We start from the raw sequence: 20,402 nt of genomic DNA, 5'->3' as shown, positions 1-20,402 counted from the left end.
TTATGTAGAATTTATAAGTTGAAATTATCCCAACATCGTCTCATCGAGCATGATCAGGGGTCTATCACCTCCTCCTTCATCATCATACAGATAAGCAGCCGGATATATGTTTTCGAGTGCCAATATTATTTTATTCAGTTGCTGCAGGCTATCGGTGTAATCACAGCTGTTGTCCCTTGACAAGGCGCTGAGCCATTGTTGCCAGGCTTTTTCAAATTGCGACATCTGCTTTGCCCCTATCCACACAATATTGAGTCGTATGTGTGCCGGTGCTTCCTTTCGTAAATTGTCTTCAAAAAACTGCCGGAAACGGGCTAACCGGAAACGTTGCGGCCAGCCGGGTAATACTACGGTAGCGCGGAACGAATAGGGATCTGCTTTAAAGATGGTATTACATAAAGGGTCCTCCTGTTTGGTGAGATCCGCAGGCTGGTTGTCGCAATCACACAAACATTCGTCTACACATGTCTGTAATACACCTTCTTCGCCTGTCGTACAACCCGTTCCCTGTTCACCCGGGCGCAGGAGAATATGTTCCAGCAAGTGGAAACCTTCTGCACTGATGGCCGATTCTACCAGATCCATGGCGGCTTTTCGTGCCTTCATACTTGTATAGGAAAATGGGTGTGTTGCCAGCAAACCATTCGGATCTGTTAATACAATACCAAAGGGGCCACAGGCATCTTCATCGCCGCGTTCATATTGCTGCAGATCTGGTAACAGTTGTCCGCAAACGCCTTTCAATGCTTCAAAAGCCAGATCCGGCGTTTCATACAATTGTATGGCATCCCAGATGGTGGTATAGGTATAGGTGCTTTTATTACCTTCCTGTTCCTGGATCACGTTATTGATTTCAAACGTATAGCCGTCACCGTTTTGCATCACGGGATACATGATTGCATTGCAGATTCTTGTGGCCTGATCATTTTCCAGGATGTCTGCTGTGATACACTCCGGTGCTATCGCGATGATATTTCCATCGATGTCTTTCAGCGACAGCCGGTAAGTATCTTTTTTACCCAGTACCGGTTCATAATGATAAGCTGTAGCAGCACGGGCCATCTCTAACAGATACACGTAGAAGTATTGTTGTTCTTTTTGCGCCAGCGCAGCAGAGGCATAGCGGTTTACACTTTCCCACACCACTTTACTATTTTTGCCGATCAGCTGATAGTAGTACAGGGTAATGTTTCCGGAGAGCGTTTCAGATACCTGTTTCCAGGAGATCTGTTCCTTGGCAAAGCTCCACCACAGATCTGTTGCATTCACCCGTTCCGGATGTTCGAAATAGGCGCCCAGCAATTCCTGTGTAGCCGGTTTTGTGGGCTGTACATACCAGCCATACAGGCGTTTCTTACAAACGATATCCGCCAGTAACTGCAGGCGTGCTGCTTCTCTTTTCTCCATACTTTGATACCAGCTGGCATGGCGGGCTACCCGGTATATATTTTTATCGATCAGCCGGAAGGTATAGCGGCACTCATCTTTGTAATCTGTATAGGGGAAAAACATATCAGCACCTGGTTCCAGGCTATCCAGGAATGATTGTAATCTGTTCCAGGCTTCATCCTGTGGTGGTACTTCCGGTTCTGCTGTATCCTGGGTAGCGGTGTTATCACATTCTTTGGTAACCCGTTGCAGGTCCAGTAATACCCGCCCCAGTGTAATGGGATAATGGCCGGTCTCATTCTTTTCATCGAGGCAATAGTTGCCCCGATAGCGCAGCAGGCGTAAAAATTCCCGCAAAGCTTTGATCGCTTGCTCCGGATCGGGATAGGTATGCACACTGTCCCAATCGCACCGCCCGGCAGTGGTGTTGTAGATGCGGAAAGCATATTCGCCGTTATTGCGCAGGTATATACCGTGGCTTTTCGCAAACCGTAGCCGGGCACGAATGGCTGCGATATAGTGATCATAGGACTCAAAATCTTCTTTATACGACGCTACCTGATTTCCTTTCTTGTCCAGAAGATACAGATACCCGGCGCCTTCCTGCCATTCGCTGTAATGGGTGTTATCCGCAGACAACTCCAGCAATCCCCACACGTCTTTTTCAAAAGCCGTCATGGCAGTTGCGGCATCCGGATAAGCGGCGATGCTTTGCCATAGTACCAGGCGATTACCACGCAACTGATAATAGTATTGTCTGTTCTGTTCTACAATAGCGGCATTTCCTCGTTCTATCAGGGTATATACCGGTGCTTTACGCTGATAATGCAGGAGCATTTCCTCCAGGGCAGCGGCTCTTTTATCTTCCTTGTCAAACAAAGGGCAATAGCGCGCCATGCGGAAAGTACGGTCCCACAGGCGATAGCCGATGGATTTGATGGAAGTACCGTCTGCAGGTGTCAGCAGCCGGCCATTGAACGTGATGTCTCTTTTCAGGAAAGCTTTTTCCAGTTGGTATTTTGCCCAGGCAACCAACCGGTCGGTTGTTATTTCCGCCTGGCCGCGGGTGGAAAAAATCCGGGGATGCAGGGCCACACGTACGGCTCCATTTGTCAGAAAGATCCTGAATTCTTCCCCCTCTCCTTCTACTTTAAAGCTATCCTTTCCTTTTGCTGCCAGGTCCAACAGCTCTTTCAGGGCCGCGGTCGCGGCCTCGTCGTCTTGCTGGTCTTCCAGCCCTTCCAGTGCCGTTTCCGGCCTGAATGCACAGGATAACCACTCCCAGCTATAGCGCCAGGCGCCAGGCATTTTCAGCTGGGAGACTACCTGCCCGTGGTCCTGCAGAAAACGCATGACACGTACAATAGCTATCTCCCGTTCTTCTTCTGTCACATACTCCCGGGGATGTACTGCTATCACTACACCCGCATCATCCACGATTTGAAAACCATAGGTACATTGATGCTGATCATATAGCTGGTAGTATTCTCTTTTTTTGCCAAACTTCACCGTATTGTAAAAGGCAGTACGTACTTCGTGTAAGCTGTTGTAGTAGCGTGGTTCTTCCAACAACAGCCACCCAGATGCTTCTTTTATTTTAAAATAATAGTGTTCGGTGGTAGTGGTCATCCATACGATATTAGCTGTTAGCAGCCGCCATTCTTCTTTTATCAGCTGAATGATGGCATCCCTTTCTGCAGCGGTCTCATACCATTTTACCTGCCGGGCAAAGCGCCTCTTTCCGGCATATACCGTATAACCATATCCGTTACCTTGTTTATAAACCGGTTCCAGGTGCAGGCCATCCGGATGTGAGAGTGCCTGCAAGAGTGCATGCGCCACTTCACCGGCTGTATGCCATACATCGGTACTTTGTAACAAGGCTGTGCAACTGCGCTCCTCCTTCCATACAAAGCGATATACCGTAGCGGTATTTCCTTTGACGCACCAGAGTTCATCTGCAGCCGCCTTTTGCTGAATTTTCTCCAGCAACCGGATAGCTTCTTCCCGGGTAGCTACTGCCGGACTTTCTGCCAGCAATATTCCTTCCGGACTGCGAAGCTGTACTACATACAGGCAGCTGGCGGTGTCTGTCACGCTGTAATTCACGGATAAGTTTTGCGGGTCGGCGGCATAGCGGATAATACTACGGGTAAAAGGCGCTACTTCCGGACCATCCGGCACAGGTTGCAGGGTGGTCAACACCGTTTCACCAGCTCCTTCGCAGCCATCGATATCCTGAAAAATATACCAGGCTGCTGTAACTGCCTCCGGTGTACGACTAACAGTCATCCATAAACGATTGAACAACCCCACATAGTACGCTACCGCATCCTGTACCGCTGCCAGGGAAGCATATCCGGCTACATGCGTAGCCATTACCAATGGCTGTGCGTCCGGTTCTGCAGTAGTACGTACTACTTCCAGGTGGTATATCTCTTCGGCATCTTTCCTCCACTTATAATTAGCTGCATCTGCCGCCAGTTCTACAAAACTGCTCCAGTTCACCGGCAACTGTGTGCGATCATTAAAAGTGAATGCACTTACCCAGGCCGGCAGCTCCTGTTCCAGGGTTTGCCAGCTGTGAACGGTGGTATACTCCCGGGTATATACCAGGTATTTCTTCCGGAAATATTGTTGCAGCTGTATCAACGCTTTATCAGCGTCTGCTTTGCTGTTAAAATTTCTGGGATGTTTTGCCAGTAATACAACAGGTTGTTGCCGGGTATCCAATATCACGATGCTGTAATTAGCAGCAGTCGCATCATAACGGATTTCCCAGGCCTGTCCGTCCTGCAGTATATCGAGGCAGTCGTAACCGGCATCCAGTGCGGCGATATCCGTATCATATCCTACTGTGCTTTTCAGCAAAGTATTACCCTTATCATCCGGCAATAAAAAGTAATGCCCTTCCTGTGATCGGGTAATCAGTTTGTATTGGCCATTGTCCTCGAAGAACTTTACCAGCCAATCGATCAGGGCATCCCTGTCGGCAGCCTGATTACATTCAATGGTGCACTTTGCTTCGATCCATATTTCACTATCCTGCGGTGAACGAACGGTGAAGCCAAAGACGCCTTCACCAGGACAGCCATACGGCCGGTAGTTATGTTTAGCGGCGGCTATTTCCCGGAACAACGTCGTTACTGTCTCAAATTCCGTCTCTTCGTATAAACTGGTACTGATGAACAGCGGTGTATTGAGTCCGGGTAAACTGCAGGCAAATGCTTTTTGTCTGACGGCCTGCACCAGGTCAAAATTATTCAGGGAAGCAGCAGGTTCCTGGCGGATACCCATCAGTCCCGCCATCCGCTGTTGCAGACCGCATACCGGGAAGCCGGCGGCAGGCTGCGTATGGTCGAATGCTTTGGCGCGGTTGGCACTGGTTTCCGGATAGGTGGCCAGGAATGCGGCTTTATCGGCAATGTTGCGGGCCGGATCATTTTGTTTGCCGCTGATGTTATACATCATCAGCGCATAATCCGTAAAATCTTCGGCAAATCTGGCGAGTAAATGGTTCTGGAATTTTTCTTTCCGTTCATTGTACTCTTCTGCTGTTTCATACAGGGCTGCCAGCATTTCCGTATAGCCGGTATTGTTATATATCACATCGAAGCTGTATTCGTCTTCCTCCCGGTTGTTGATGCGGCTATAGCTGCCCTCCAGCCCAGCAAGGAATATAATATCCCGCACCGCCTGCTGGGCCAATTGTTCTGATTCAAAATAGATGGCGCCTTCCAGCAACAGGTCACCTGCCATATCCGTCAGCTGCAGGTACCAGTTACCACTGTCTTCCTGCTGTTCTACAATCCTTTTTACGGTATTATTATTACAGGCTTTCGTGATACGGCGAATCGCTTCATCGCGCTGAAACAGGGAAGGGTATGTTTTTCTGCCGGAGCCGTCAGGCGCTGGTTCATAGGCCAGCCGGGCGCCGGGCGCTACATTACCTGCTGTGGTAACCGGCAGTTTTTTTTCATAGCGGAGTAAGGCCGGTAGTTGGGGCACATGGCTGATATCCGCCGCGAAATAGGTTTGCTGTGTGGCGGGCGTTATTTTGCCCAGCGAAAACAGTTTGCGGATATTGGCCAGCTGGGCAAAATAGTCTGCCAGCAACCGGTCGTAAAACAGCAGGTAGGCCTGTAACTGCAGCGACTGCGCTTTTCTGGCGGCTGTTGCCTTCGTAGGTACTTCATTTTTACCTACCAGGTATACCTGTGGAAATTCATACTGTACAGAGTTGTACTGTGCCAGGTTGAGCTGTCGGCCTTCCGGAATAACGGTATCCAGGGCGGTATTCGATTTGGGAGATTTATTATAATCTGAAATCGCTTTTACATACCGCTGTTTTACTTTTTGCAAATCGGCCGTAAAAGGCACATTATTCCGATAGAAGATGACGTTGGATAGTTCCGGGGACAATACCGGGCGATGGAAATCTTTCAGTTTCAGGCACCACTCTTCTCCATCGTTGGGGATGGGTACATCATTGATATCTATCTGCTCAAAACTATCTTCATCTGCATCTTTCATCAGCAACCGGGTAATACCGGCCACACCGTCTACGGTCATGATAATACGATACAGGTCTGAGGCGTGGATCTCTGTAATGCGTTGCAGGTTTTCCAGTTCTTTGGTATCGATAAACCCATTCTGTTGCAGGGCTTTATTACCTTTGAAATCATAGGGTCTGCCTTCAAAGATTTCTTCCATGGTACGACCTTTCTCCAACAATTCCTGCAGGGTATAAAAGGCCGGCGCCGGTGAAAAGTAGTCCTGTATTTTACTATAGATATTTACCAATACATCTTCCGGATCAAAGTTGGCTTTGAGTTCCACATGCAGACATAAAGAGATCAGTTCTTTCGGCAATACCTTTATTTCTGCAAAATCTTCACACAGGTTACGATGCTGATGCAGTCGTTCCTTTATAGTGGTGAGTATTTTATCGATGGGAAATACATCATTGCCACAGGCATCTTTTTCATAGGCAGCGGCGTATACATCGTCTGGTTCTATGCAAACTTTGTATAGTCCTTTCAGGGGAACCGGGGTATCGTGTGTACCTGTCGGCGGGAGGTTTTGTAATTTACCGGCTTCACAATTCCAGGAGAGGGTATATTCTCCTTTCTGCGGCAGTTCCAGCCAGGCGTTCCGGACACCTTTTATATCTATGAGTATTTTACGTATATCCGTTATCGTGAGTGGATTATTTCCCAGTATCTGCGCAGCGGTAAAAAAGTTCTCTCCGGTATCCTCCTCAGTGGCCGGTGCTGCTACCAGATCTTTGAAATCCAGCCGGGTACGGTAATCCAGGTCGGTCAGCACATAACAAAGCGCTTCCAGCATCGTGATGCCCGGGTCGTGCAGGTTATGGTCCGTCCATATTTTGCCTGAAAAATCAGCGATATGCTGAATCCCTGCTTTACGCAAGGTGGCAAAATCCAGGTATTCCGGGAAGCCACTATTTTTATCTGTCGTTATAAACTTAAGTTCAGGCATGTTGAAATGGTGCTAGGTAAGAGGTATGATGCATCACGGATGATGCAGATGATTCCTGTATCAGGCGTCCTTACTACCTTCCAGCTGAGCCAGTCTGCTTTCCAGTGTGGAGATCTGCACCTGCTGCTCCTGGATAGCTTTGGTAAGAACCGCTACCAGATTAGCATATGCCAGTGTTTTGGTGCCATCTTCATCTGTATTGACCAGTTCCGGAAAATATTCCTGTACCTGATGTGGCAGGAAACCTATCTGTTTTTCTCCTTCCGGGACATTTGCTTTTTTGTTGAAGGTGAAAGATACCGGGTTGAGATTTTTCACTTTATCGAGCACACTATCCAGGGTGGCGTGTTCTTTGATCTTCTTCACATCCGTATCCAGGTATAAACCGAATGCGCGCATCTTTCCTTTTACCTGCAGGTCATATCCTTTGTCGGACAGGCCGCCGATGGTAGTTTTACCTGCTGCTGTAATCGTGATCAGGTCATCGCCCTGATTTACTTCCCGCTCGTTGCCATTACCATATTCCTTCCCTCTTCTGAATACAAATCCTTTACTGGCATCTGTTATAAAAATACTGGTATCGTTATCGGCTCCCAGTGTGAGATAATTTCTCAGGTCTTCCGCATTCGGCCGGTTATTGATAATGGAGAAAGCAGGGTTGGTATTATCCAGGCACATCTGAAAAGCGCCGGCGCCACCGGTTCGGGTGATTTCCACATCGGTCACCGGTGACTCGGTACCGATACCTACGCGGCCTTCGGGTTTGATGGCTACCAGCGTTACACCATTAGCGGTATCTGCTTTTTTCAGGTAGTTTTTGGCGTTATCCAATAACTTACGGAAATAAAATCCTTCCGGTGCATTGGTGGTGAATTTAACCGCCTCGCTGTCCAGTTCTGTCACCAGTCCTGTTACGGGGCTATCTTCACCTTTGTATAGCCATACTGCCTGCGGTGTTACTGCTCCTACGGGATTCAGTGCCAGATGAGAGCCGCTCCGGGTTTGTATATCCAATGCTGCCTGAGGCAGGGTTGTACCTATACCGATCGCTGGTCCTGAATAAGGGGTGGTAATAAATACCTGTCTGCTCCGCACACTCTCTCCCTTATCCTTTTCATTTTCCTGACGCGTAGGATCAAACTGTGCATTGAAAAGAAATCCTTCCGTATTGGTGGTAAACCGGACTTTACTGTTTGTTACAGTTTGAGAAAAATCGCGGCGCTGTCCTTCTCCATTGCGCTCGATTACAAACTCAGGGTCATTGGCCCCATCCGGGCTGAATAAGAAACCCGCATTTAAGTTATCATCCTGAATATGTACCCGTGCCGCGGGATCCTGTGTACCCATTCCTATTTTGCCGAATACTTTGGCATACATGATCACCGGTACCTCTGCCGCATCCCGGATAATTTCCCAATCCTCATCTGTGGCATCAATATCCAGCATGATCCAGTTATCCTTATCTTTTTCGGGATTATCCACAGAACAATGTCCGACCGGACCACCCGGGTCAGTTCCTTTTCCAGCGGTACTGCTCTCGCCTTCACAGCCACAGGGGTGTTGCTGATCGGGGACACAACTATACAGGGCATTATTATACAACACCACATCACCTTCATAATAACAGGTGCCGCTTTGCCATTTACCGAAGAAGGCATCATCCCTTCTTACGAGGGCAGAATCAATCAGATTGATAAAATCCTGTGGGGTGGGTATGGCTCCTGATTTAAACCGGCCTTTCAGCGCGTCTCTTGTTGTTATAGACATGGGAATATCTTTTAGTTTTTTTAGAATGAATGATTGTCTGCTTTAATTTTAAATACGGGTTGCCGGCGGGTACCCGGACAGGCTGTAATCGGGGTATAGGTTTGTTTTCCTGCAATCAGTACCGACCAGGGAGTATCTGCTGTAATCGCTTTCAATGGCGGTCCGTTCACCCCATCCGTAATGACGTACATGGTGAAGTCGGTTACAAAGTCCACGTAACTCAGCTGTTCGATGAATTGCAGTACAGACGACATCATGAGGGTACCTCCAAATACAATATCCTGTGAGCCGGAGTTGATCCACGGCGACATATATTCCTGTACGGCCCTGATCAGGCGGGCCTGATAGTATACCACATCCACTCCTTCCGTAAACCGGATATTACCGCTGAAATTGATGGCCTGGTATTCGGGATTAATCACCTGTACATTGGCAAAAACGGTCGTACGTTCCTGCAGGTAAGCCGCTACTTTTTCCAAGGTAATGCGACTTACTTTCGGGGTAAATTTTTCATCGGCCGGGTAGTCACTAATCCGGGGAATGGCTGCCAGGGTGACCCATCCCGGTGACAACAGCCAGGTAATTTTCCCGGTCTGATCCCGGCACATTTTGGAATGCGGAATACATTTTATTTTGTAGATCGCCGGAAAAGCCTGCAATACGATCCGTTCATAGTCGAATACATTGATGGCTCTTCCTTTATGCCGCAAGCGTTCACTGATGCGTATGTAGAAGTCCTCTTCCACTTCGGGTCTTCTGCCACCAAAAGAAGGCCAGGGCTGCGAAATTTTATTGATCATGGCATCTGGTATCACCAGTCCGCTGATGGTATTGGGTGGTAATCCCGGTACAACGCGGTTGCCATCATTATCTTCATTATGAAAAACGGCGATGGCAGCCTGTGCTACTACATCCACGGCTTCACACACCGCCGCTGTATTGGCTGCAGCGCTTACCCGCAGCCAGTGATAACCGGCAGGCAGTATCGTATGTGTTTTATCTGCCTCCCAGGGTAATGCCAGTGTTACAATACCTGATACCAGCAATTGCTGTGTGGCATCACTGAGGATCTGTGAATTATTCAGCAACGGATGCCACTCATTACCAACCAGGTAATCCCAGGTGACGGTGGCTTTAGGGACATCGGGGTTAGCGGTAAATTCAGATAACTGAAACAGTAAGTTGATATTTGTACCCGGTACAGCATCCTGCAGGCCTATATACAAGTTTCCTTCCTGCGTGAATACCGGCATGAAAGTGGTTCGTTCACCAGCGGGCAACAACTTATAATTACTTTCTTCATAGGGATATTTATGTAACAGCGTGATATCTCCTGTCGTGGTGGCGGCCACATAATCTATCATCACAGATTTGATGGTAGGCGTATAAGGCTGTGGCGGCAATACTCCACCATCGGGTAAACTACCATTAACGTAGTCTGACAGACTGTTCACATTCGTTCTGACGCTATACGTTTTACCTACTGTATCACTAGCGCTGGTTCTCAGATCATCAAACTGTTGATCAGAGCTACCCTTATTGACGGTCCATGCCCAATTATTTGTCACCAATGCTCTACCAACTGTCTCTTCTGCGGCTTTCCTTAACCCCTCATTACCTGATCGTCCTAACTTATCTTTTAACCCATCAAGGAAATTTACTGAGCCGATTTGTAGCACCTGTGCTGCCAGCACCTGTGCATATTCATCGTGATAGAAATCTTTTTGCAGGTTGAGTTTCAGGAAACCATATAAGGACGCATTGCTGTAAGGCGCCAGCGGAGCAGATTGCAACAGACGTGCGATATTTCCGGCTACCGGCTGCAGATTCCACGTCTGTGTGTTATATAGTGTATTGCTACCATCCCAACGGAATAATGACTGATTATTCTCCGGGACAAAGGGTACCCATTTTCCATTATTCAATTGTTGCAGGGTTGCCTTAAAACTCTCATTAGTAACACTCGCATCATACAACTTATAATGTTGTTTAAAATCCGCCGGCAGGCCATCCCATTCCACATTAATTTTCAGATCGGTGAGTCTTTTTCTGAACACCTCATCGCTGCCTATGATAAAACTACTGCCTACAGTAGGGATGGCGGTGAAAGGCAGGAATTTTTTATTGGCATCCAAGCCACCTTCCTCATTACTCAGCAACAATTGTTTGACATTTTTCACAGCTACCTGTATCGCTGGTTGGGTAATGACCAGTTGACTCAGTATATCATACACGCCCTTCTCTTTTAATACGGTTTCGAAGTGCAGCTGATGATTAAAGGTGATACGCAGCAACGGATCGGTTACCGGATAGGTAACCTGCAACACGTCTGCCGGCGCCGGTACGATCGCCGGGGCGTCTGCTGCCAGCGTGCATACTACTTTCAGCTGATTACCGGCAATGGTAAACTGGGGCTTGTACAGCGGATACCATCCTTTCTCCGTTGTCACCGACAGTTGCAGCAATGCCACATAGGCTATTACAAATGCCGGTTTCAATGCGGTGGTATCGTTACCTCCTATGAGGGAGATGAATTCATTTTCCGGGAACCATTTTTCTTTGACACCCGCTCCCGCCAGATGTTTACGTATAGCCGCCACCGTTAATTTATCGATACCTGCTTTTTCAAAATCGGCCAGTATGCCTTCATTCACCCGGTGCCAGGGGCTATTCAACACGGCGGCCAGTCCCAGGCTGGCATTACCGGCAGCCAAGCCTTCCAGCTCCAGGGTGAGGGTTACTTCCCGGGTCCCTTCTTTCAGCAGCAACACCGGTGATGATAAGATCAGACCAGTAGCCGCAAAGGGAAAATGTACGGCCGTTTGTAACGGATTATTTTTGCTGGCATAGGCGCCGGTACCCAATACCGGCCAGCTGTTAAAAGCGGGATTCCGGAATGCTTCGCCCTGTCCGTCGGCACTGTTGGCCACCGGGGCGGCAAACAGGTTGGCCTGCGGATCTTTGAACAGGGTACGTAACTGGTTAACTTTGGCTTTGTTGAGGACCACATCTTTTTCTACCTGGAAAGTAACGGTTTTACCCAGGGCATCTTTACCTGCCTTCAGGCCGGTATCTGCTGCCAGCAGGTAGTCCGGTAATTGCCGTGCCAGTTCGGATACCAGGTGTACGTGATCTGGTATTAACGGCAGCAGTTTCAGCTGCAGTACTTCTTTATAAAAGAAATTCAGGTGCTGGCGGGCGAGGGTATTCAATTGTGTTTTCACCTGTGAAAACAGCAGCAGGAAAGCATATAACAATCCCAGGTGGGGTTGGTGTTTCTGTGCTCCTTTCAATACGGTTTCAAAATCACGCAGGGCAAATGCCTGTACCTGTTGCATCCCCTTAAAGAAAATCACAAAGAGTTCTTCCAGTTGCGCCAGCATTTTCACGCGTTGACGACGGGGATAATCAGCCAGTTTCAGCAGGTATACATCCTGTGCCATCAGGTTATCCATGGTGAGGCCCCATGCCTTGTTCTTTATCAGGATAGCGATACTCGCGGCTACTTCATCCGGGCGGTCGCCGAACGTATTGGCCATGGCGAGGAGGCGATACAGCGCTTTGCTGAAATCGGATTTCACCAGTGTATCCAGCATGCCCTTCAAGCCGGTACCATCATCCAGTTGGGTGTGCCACGTATTTAGTTGCAGCACCATATCGAGGATACGGTAAAACAGTGACCAGAACTGATCTTCGGGTTGCTGTTGCAATAAATCGGCCAGGGCCTGCCGGTAACTGGTGTTAAAACTACCTGTATCAAACTGCTGTACAATGGCATATTGGAAAGGCGGGTTATTACGGAAGAAATCCTGCCAGTCTCCCTGCGCCATTAAAAGTTGATTGTCCTGCTGGTCCGGCTGACGGTCGTCGTAATACAATACATATTTTGCATAACGGAACAGGAATCCCAGCAGTGCTGCGGTACTGCGGCCATCTATGGGCAGGTTGTCCGCATTCAGCGCAGCCATTTTCCGTTGCGCCTGGCTGATGCCATCCCGGACCAGGTTGTTCGATATTTTATCTGTAGCACTCATTATTTTGTGGCTGTCATTGCGTTTACACCATCTGTATTTCCTTCCCGGATATAGAAATCATATACATAGTTGTAGCGGGAGTTGGTGGTTCTGACGGTATAGTCAATGTTGATACGTAAATAACCTTGTATCGCATCCCAGGAATCCGGTTCGGTTACGGTAATACTATCTACCAGTATCCGGGCTTCATAATACAGGATCGCATTTTCTACGAGATCGATGATAAACCCTACCAGGGTGTTACTCATGGATTCAAACTGGTAGTCGGATAGATTACAGCCGTACTGTGGTTGCATCACCCGTTCTCCGAGGCTGGTAGACAGGAGGATGTACAAGCTTTGGTTGATATCCTCTCTTCCTGCTGCCAGTACAGGGTAACAGTCTTCATCCTCATTTTCTTTCCGGAAGGTGGGCGGGAATCCCCAGCCGCTGCCCAGGAAATCATTAGCGTCTGCCATATGCGTTTGTTTTAAGAGGGTTTTATCAACCAATCAGCACTGTGGGACAACCTGCTACGATCACGCCACCGTGAGCGGTACTATCGCCCATTCTGGCGGCAGGTTTTCCACCAATCAATACCGTGACAGAACCACCTACCACCGTATCCGGCGGGCCTACACACATGAGCAGGTCTCCCTTTACGCCGGCGGGGGCTCCTCCGATCAACACCGTAGGTACGCCAGGTCCCAGCAACTGGCCGCCCACATGAGGGACCAGTGCGGTCACCATCGGGCAGAGATGGAAGTCGGTCAATCGTGCTGCAAAAGGCATATAAAACGTTTTTATGATCAGTTAATTTTAACAATACCGCCCTTCATTTCCATCATGGCAGATGCGGTAAACTTCGCCGTAGACTGCGCACTCAGCTCTATTGAAGTATTGGATTTTCCGGCGATGGTCATTCCTTCCAGTGTTACGTCTGTTTTGGCTTTCAGGGAGAACAAACCACTGGCTTCCATCGTGATATCTTTGGCGCTTTTGATGGTGATGCCACCGGCTTCCATTTTGATCATGTTGTTGTGCTGATCTGTAATGGTAATGGCCTTATCTTTTTCACTCAGCTCAATGGAATTGCCCGCGGGTGTTTCCATGCGCATTACCTTATTTTCATCATCAAACATGGTCTTCATCTTGCTGCGGGTAACCAGGCCTTTGATATGATTGGTATCTTTTGCCTGTACCGGTGCCGGTTTGGCACTGCTGTGCAACATGCCCAGCACCACAGCAAAACGGGGGTCGCCATTTACGAAACCAACAATCACTTCATCATTCAGTTCCGGGCGGAAAAAATAGCCCCGTTCCTTACCGGCATCGAGTGATGCCACTCTGGCCCAGGTACCTTTTTCGCGGTTGTCTACCAACGGCATTTTTACGAGGATGCGGTCTTCTCCGTCGGGATCATTTTCCAGCTGTACAACGATGCCTATCTGTAATCCGCTGACAGCGGGCAACAGACCGGCGGCCGGGGTTTCCATCACCTCCGGTTTATGGTGAAACCATTCCGGAGAGATGCCAAACTGCAGGTGGGTGGTCCAGATACCATCGTGGTATTCGTGCCGTACCCCGCTGACATATACCAGGCCGTTGAATCGTTTCCCGAGGCCTTTCAGCTCAATGGTATCACCGGGTTTGGTAGCGGGGGAACCTTTTATTTTAGCACGGCCTCTGATTTTCGCCATCCGGCTTTTCAGGAGGAAGGCGTCGGTCCATGCTTTCAATTCCGGTTCACTTACCTGACCGCTGTGACGTAGTTCCAGCTTCGCCGGCGATACAATACCTGCCAGGGTGCTGCCTTTTAAATTGCCGGCTTCTTTGAATGAGGAGCTGCTGGTGCTGGCTTCTTTCAGGGCCTGGTCTTTATAACTCCAGGCACTGGCATTTACTTCCTGCCATTGTGTACGGGCATCTATCTCTGCTTCAAACTCATCGATGGTAGCGCCGTACACGAGGGTGAGTGCAGGAGATCCGGCCAGTGCGGGTTTGATCATGTTAACCTTTCCTGCATCCGCCAGCAACAGGCAGCCATTCATTTCTGCGCGGCTCATGGCAAAATCCCAGTCCGTGCAGTAATACTGTACGAGTTCCTTATGTTTCACCGCGGTCGCTTCCAGTTTACCGGCGATGGCGCCGAGTACTGTTTTCAGCGCATCCGTGTCGGTAACGTTGGTGAAGTACCTGTTCTTCCTGCCCAATGTCAGCTTTACACATTCATCGCGGCAGTCGATCTGCAGGCAGGCTTCTCCGTTTTCACCGGCTTTGATGCCATGTTTCACGATTACGCCTTTAAATACGCTGGCCTCCTGACCATCCCTGCCTACTTTCACTTCTATCTTGTTGCCGGGAATAAAATCGGCTGCTTCACTTACCGCAAACTTTTCGTCTGCCACATCTCCATCGAGTACGGTAATCCGGGCAAACGGAATCATATTCATTTCCCTGACAACGGTAATGGTGCGCAGGTTATAAGCCGGATTATCCAGCTTGTTGCCATTGATCAGGACCTGCACCTGTGTATAATCGTATACACCTGGTGTGGGAATGATCCGTTCATCTTTGGAGGAGGTTATATCCGGCATATGCAGGGAGTTTTATTGTTCGCCCGTATTTCTCAACGGCGGGAAAATCAGTTCATCATCGGTGTGCAGGTTTCTTACACTGGTCAGCTGATTAAAGTAAGCTACCTGCGTATAGAGGGCCGGATCGCCATAGTTCCGGTAGCAAAGCAGTGGTAATGTATCACCGTCTGCTATCCGGATACTGCGGGTAAGATCGGGAGAACGTTTATCCTCTTTTGCGACCCTTTTTACCGGCTCCACGTACTGGGTGAAGGTGGCGCTGACCTTTGCCCTCAAAGGCTCGCCATTGGGCTTAAAAAGCACATAGCTGATGTCCAGGTTAGCCAGGATACAATCGAAGGTATACAGGCCCCATTTGATTTTCAGTATGGGCGGTTTATGCGCCTCTCCTTTCATCTTGTACACCGTTTCCAGGAGCTGGGTTACCTGTTCATTTACGGGGGTACCATCCAGTATATTACCTTCTATGGTACCGGTATTGTCCAGGGTAAAATCCAGTTTCAGCTGTTCCGGATTGGTGAATTTGTATTCGGGGGCGCTGCCCTGGTTACCACCAGTAGCCTTTTGTTTTGCTTCCACCTTGAAGGCCTGGGCATAACTTTCGGGGTTAATGGGGATAACGAAATCTTTTCCGGCAGGTTTATCCTGTTTTTGATTCAGAAAGGGCCGGATCACGATTTTCTCTACGTTCGCCGTTTCTTTACTCTTTGCCATCAGCGTTCTCTTTGATCTTTCAGGATTTCCATTACTTTTTCCACGCAGGTTTTAATAATGGCTTCCGGGGTATTATCCTGGCTTTCGCCGGCACCGGTATTTCCTTTTCCGGCGGCATCATCTACCGTCATTCGGATCACCAGTTCTCTTATTTCTACGGGCATGGGTATGGTTTTTTCCGGGGTTATTCCAATGTGAAATAGTTGTAATTCAGTTCAAAGGTTTCGATTACTACCTCTCCCTTGTCTGCATTGAAATCAGCTATCTTCCAGTTTTTAGGCCAGGCGCGGTGTACTTTCCAGGTCATGAGCGGCTGATGGGTTTCATTCAGCAGGTTCACGATCAGGTCTACCGGCGAGAAGGTAAATTCCCGGAAAGCTTCCAGACACCATCCGGAGATGGCCGAATCTGCCGGCCGGAAGATGCCCCTTTTCAGGACGAGGTCCGTACATTTGCTTCTCACCGGTATGACATGTTCAAAGCGGTTCTCACCTCCTTCTTTCAGGGTATCTGTTTGCATCTGATAGTTCAGACCTGATACTGACTGAAACAGGATATCATTATCCGTTTGCTGCTGCGTACCGGTTTTACTGAAAAGGAATTCTACCTTAAAATGAAATCCAACGGGGGGATAATAGCTGTTCGCCATGATTATTTGTTTTCTACCACCAGACCTTCATGCACCAGCTCCACGGTTTCTACCGCAATTTCGCCGGCATCTGCTTTTAAGTCGGCACCCTGTACTTTAATAGGCCATGCGTTTTTAATCTTCCATACAACAACGGGTTTATGCATTTCATCCAGCAGACTAATGGTAATGTTGCGACGGTATTTACCATTCTGTTCCTGGAAGAAAACGGTTTCTTTCCACCAGTCGAAGTATTCGTTATCTGACTGAAAAGTGCCGCGTTTCAGGGTGATGTTGCTGTATTTCTGTAAGCCGGGTTGTTTGGTTTTGTGATACTCCGGACTGGCGCCCTGGCGGTACTCGATGGCTTCTGTTTCTACGGTAAGTCCGGTTACTTCTTGAAAGCCTATGTTTTTTCCACCCCATTCTACCTGGAAGTGAAACTTAGGTAACGGATAATTTGCCATTGTAATGATTTTATTCGGTTATGATTGAATACGGATAATGTTTAACTACTTTTTAGTGTCACAGCTTTTGGCAGCAATAGCCGCATCATATGCATTTTTCAGGGCATCATTTTTAGCCTGTGCAAATTCGCGGCGGCAGCTGGCGAGGTCCAGTTCCCGCTGGATTTCTTTCAGGAGTGCGATCACCCTTTCATACTCTTCTTTAGTATGCGTATAGAAATCACAGGTATTGGCATCCATCGGGAAGATGGGCTTCTTGCGGGGATGACAGGAGGCGCATGCTTCCAGATCTGGTTTTACCCCATCGGTCAGGAGTATATACATGCCCGTTACCTGGTATAATAATCCTCTTTCACCGGCTATCTGTTCCAGCAGTTCTTCTTCCAGGTGATATACTGCCAGCAAAGCATTGACTACTTCTTTCACGGCTGTCAGCGCCTCCTCAACGGCTGTTTTCAACGCTGCCAGTACTGCCATGATGGAGTTCGTTCCTTTGGAAGGAATTTTGCAATCGATGCGGTCGGACAAGGTTTTAATCAACCCTTTGAATACTTCGGTACAGTCCAGCACCTTGCGGGTTTCGCAAAGGAGGATTTTGATGGCATCCACACTGAGGGAAGCATTGTGCCCGAGTTTTTCATTTTGTTTCCGGGTGCGTTCCAATGTTCCCATGTAGATGACACCCAGGCGATTGGTTTCGCTGATCAGCGAAAACATGTTGCTCAATACGCCGGCCCATTTTTTGTTTTTATCCAGCTCTCCCTGCTTTTTCAGCTCTTCTGCTTTGGCATTGGTGAGCTCACGGGCTGCCTCCGTATATTCCTGCAACAGGCGGTCGATGTATTGTTGAACGGTATCTTTATTGGTGGCCATAATTATTTAGTTGTAAATGGTACAGTAATGATGTTGAAGGAAGCTCAGTCTGTTGTGCCATCGTCGCCTCCGCAATGCGAGCAGTCATAGGTAGCTTCTGCCTCTTCTGCGATATCATCCAGTGCGTGGCAGTCGTTATGACAGTTTTTCTCTTTCACAAATGCAGTTACTTCTTCCACTGCTTCGATGAGATTAGCCGTTTCATATTTATTGACCATGGCTGTACTGAGTTTTTTCAATGCATCCCCCAGATCCTTGCGGCTGTCGTCATACTTTTTCAGGGAATCTTTCACATTCGCTTCCACATCATTGATGAGGCTCGTTCCCGCAAGTTTGGCGGTAATAGCCAGTCCTTCGAAGCTGTCTACATTTACAAAAGAATTGATACCGGCTACTTTTACTGCTGCCTGGGCCACATTATCAATCTGGTCGTTGATATGATAACCATATTGTACAAATTCCTGTACGCTGTTTTCCAGGTTTCTATTTTCCGGGCTGCTTTTATCTACATGGCCTTTCTGGAGGCATTCCCGGATCTGTTTCAGTTCTTCTGAGTTACAGGAATCTGCTACTGCTTCTTTTAATTTTACTGAGAGGGTGGCCGCCTGGCCGATTTTTTGTTTAGCCGCTTTAATAGCTGCGACGGCCTTATCGAAGGCAGCTTTCACATCACCTTTCTTGGGCTTTACTTTCCCGGTAATGGTTTTAGTGAGTTCTTCCAGATCCTGGCCGCTGTAAACAGTGATACAGTTACTCAGGAAATTATATTGTTTAACTGCCTGGTTGTATTTGTCATTGATTTTACGTTCAATGCATACTGCGTTGCTGGCAGTATCTGCCTGGGTGGATCTGGCCTGGTATTCAGCCTGGCCGGCCTGCAGCTCGGTGGCAAGTATCCCTTCATACTCCTTCAGCAGGACATCAAACTGGGAGGGTGAGGTGGGCGTACAAACACAAGGTCTGTCAACTGGAGGTGTGTAATCAGTCATATCAAAATGTTTTTGGGGGTGAAAATGGGAATATCAGTGGTCACTGGTGATCAGGATTCCTGCATCTTGTGGCTGAACCGCAGGATGATAAATTCTGCCGGTCTTACTACTGCCAGTCCTATTTCCACAATCATTCTGCCTTCCAGGATATCAAATGCTGTCATCGTTTCATTGATACCTATTTTCACATAAAAAGCATGTTCCGGTTTGGCGCCGGCCAGGGCACCTGCCCGCCATTGGTTGATCAGGAAGTTTTCAATCATGGCTTTAACCTTCACCCAGGTATTGGCGTCATTGGGTTCAAATACAAATCCTTCAGAAGCCTTTTTGGTAGATTCTTCCACCATGTTAAAATAACGGCGAACGGATACATAGCGCCATTCATTGGAGTTACCGTCGAGGGTACGGGCGCCCCAGATTTTAATGCCTTTTCCGGAGAAGAAGCGGATAGCGTTCACGGATTTACCGGCGTTGGTATCCACATTCAGGTTTGCCTGGATGCTATCGCTGATATCGCAGGTCACTCCGGAAACAGACAACAGTCCTTCATTGGCAGGCGCCTTCCACACACCTCTCGCATTATCTACGCGGGCGTATACACCAGCTACTGCAGATGATGGCGGGAGTATAATGGAGAAATTGGAGATAGCCAGTTTTACGTTTGCTTTCTCCAGGTTATTCAGCCCCGGGAAGGTTGCTGCGCTACCATTTACGATTTTGATTTTTGTTTCATCATAATCATAATCGAAAGTAGAGCGGATATTCGGGAAATACACGGCGCCATAGCTCAGGTGTTGTTGCGGGCTGCTGATTTTGTTTCTGAATTCATTGGCTGCTTCAAGGATAGCAGCTTCTGTTTTCAGTGTCAGCCCATTGTCGAACAGGTCCATGATGACGAAACGGTCTTTCAGCTCAAAGCACTGTTTCAGTGCGGCTTCCAGCAGTGACTGATAAGTATCCTTAGGCATATTCTGCCCTTCCGGAAAGATGATCAGTGTAGGTTCATCCAGTTTGCGCAGCTCCGTGAGTGCATCTGTAAATGGTTCCTGATCAACAATAGGGAAACCCAGATCCAGGTATTTGCCTACGGAAATGATGTAGCAGGGCCCCCCACCGTTGGCATAGAACTGCTGCAGGGAATAGTACAAAATATGCCGGGAAAGGCCTTTGTCCGGAGCCGTGTCGTAACTCACGGTGTAACGGGTACCGGATTGGTCGGTGCTCAACGTTACAATCAGGTTCTCTTCTTTCTGCGCTTTCCCGAAAATGTTTTCGTATTCCAGCAAAGAGCTGATACGCACCGGCGTACCAATTACTTCCTTGCCGTCATTTACTGCCTGCTGGGTAAAACCAATAAATACAGGGATTGCTGTTTCTACCGCCGTAATGGAAGGCGGGAACTTGGAGACTTCTTCAACATACACACCGGGTGTATAGTATGTGTTTGCCATAGTTGTTTAAAT

The 20,402-nt window shown here is 48.3% G+C and carries 13 protein-coding genes; all 13 read right to left on the bottom strand.

All coding sequences use genetic code 11. The features are described from left to right. Nucleotides 1-24: 24 nt before the first annotated feature. The 13 genes from OL444_RS14075 to OL444_RS14015 are packed head-to-tail and all read right to left on the bottom strand — an operon-like array spanning nucleotide 25 to nucleotide 20,390. A complete protein-coding gene (locus tag OL444_RS14075) occupies nucleotides 25-6,891 on the bottom strand; it encodes a baseplate wedge protein (protein ID WP_264732465.1) in 6,867 nt (2,288 codons plus the stop codon). 60 nt (nucleotides 6,892-6,951) lie between these two features. Continuing rightward, a complete protein-coding gene (locus tag OL444_RS14070; protein WP_264732467.1) occupies nucleotides 6,952-8,658 on the bottom strand; it encodes a tail fiber domain-containing protein in 1,707 nt (568 codons plus the stop codon). Nucleotides 8,659-8,678: 20 nt separating this feature from the next. Then, nucleotides 8,679-12,692, bottom strand: a complete 4,014-nt coding sequence (locus OL444_RS14065) for a baseplate J/gp47 family protein (RefSeq protein ID WP_264732469.1) — start codon at nucleotides 12,690-12,692, stop codon at nucleotides 8,679-8,681. Next, the gene (locus OL444_RS14060) at nucleotides 12,692-13,150 is read right to left on the bottom strand and encodes a GPW/gp25 family protein (RefSeq protein WP_264732470.1); all 459 of its coding nucleotides are present in this window, start codon (nucleotides 13,148-13,150) and stop codon (nucleotides 12,692-12,694) included. Before OL444_RS14060 ends, OL444_RS14065 begins: the two co-directional genes overlap by 1 nt. 25 nt (nucleotides 13,151-13,175) lie before the next feature. Beyond that, entirely contained in the window at nucleotides 13,176-13,463 is a 288-nt protein-coding gene (locus OL444_RS14055) for a PAAR domain-containing protein (protein WP_264732471.1), read from the bottom strand. A 17-nt stretch (nucleotides 13,464-13,480) separates the two neighbouring features. Then, on the bottom strand, nucleotides 13,481-15,268 hold the full coding sequence (gene vgrG / locus OL444_RS14050) for a type VI secretion system tip protein VgrG (RefSeq protein ID WP_264732473.1): 1,788 nt from the start codon (nucleotides 15,266-15,268) through the stop codon (nucleotides 13,481-13,483). A 12-nt stretch (nucleotides 15,269-15,280) separates the two neighbouring features. After that, complete coding sequence (locus tag OL444_RS14045; protein WP_264732475.1) at nucleotides 15,281-15,982, bottom strand: CIS tube protein; 702 nt, start codon at nucleotides 15,980-15,982, stop codon at nucleotides 15,281-15,283. Next, nucleotides 15,982-16,146: a DUF5908 family protein gene (locus OL444_RS14040; RefSeq protein ID WP_264732477.1), complete on the bottom strand. Its 165-nt coding sequence runs from the start codon at nucleotides 16,144-16,146 to the stop codon at nucleotides 15,982-15,984. Before OL444_RS14040 ends, OL444_RS14045 begins: the two co-directional genes overlap by 1 nt. A 20-nt stretch (nucleotides 16,147-16,166) precedes the next feature. Further along, nucleotides 16,167-16,631 (bottom strand): phage tail protein, encoded by a 465-nt coding sequence (locus OL444_RS14035; RefSeq protein ID WP_264732479.1) that lies wholly within the window; start codon nucleotides 16,629-16,631, stop codon nucleotides 16,167-16,169. A 2-nt stretch (nucleotides 16,632-16,633) separates the two neighbouring features. Then, the gene (locus tag OL444_RS14030; protein WP_264732481.1) at nucleotides 16,634-17,077 is read right to left on the bottom strand and encodes a phage tail protein; all 444 of its coding nucleotides are present in this window, start codon (nucleotides 17,075-17,077) and stop codon (nucleotides 16,634-16,636) included. 45 nt (nucleotides 17,078-17,122) lie between these two features. Continuing rightward, on the bottom strand, nucleotides 17,123-17,950 hold the full coding sequence (locus OL444_RS14025; RefSeq protein WP_264732484.1) for a hypothetical protein: 828 nt from the start codon (nucleotides 17,948-17,950) through the stop codon (nucleotides 17,123-17,125). Between the two features lie 44 nt (nucleotides 17,951-17,994). Further along, entirely contained in the window at nucleotides 17,995-18,939 is a 945-nt protein-coding gene (locus OL444_RS14020) for a hypothetical protein (protein ID WP_264732486.1), read from the bottom strand. A 50-nt stretch (nucleotides 18,940-18,989) separates the two neighbouring features. Then, nucleotides 18,990-20,390 carry a phage tail sheath family protein gene (locus OL444_RS14015; protein ID WP_264732488.1) on the bottom strand — a complete coding sequence of 467 codons (1,401 nt, stop codon included), beginning with the start codon at nucleotides 20,388-20,390 and terminating at the stop codon, nucleotides 18,990-18,992. Between the last annotated feature and the right edge of the window lie 12 nt (nucleotides 20,391-20,402).

The organism is Chitinophaga nivalis, from assembly GCF_025989125.1.
Lineage (GTDB): Bacteria > Bacteroidota > Bacteroidia > Chitinophagales > Chitinophagaceae > Chitinophaga > Chitinophaga nivalis.
Note: the sequence above shows the minus strand (reverse complement) of the source record. Positions and strands in the feature narration are given on the sequence as shown.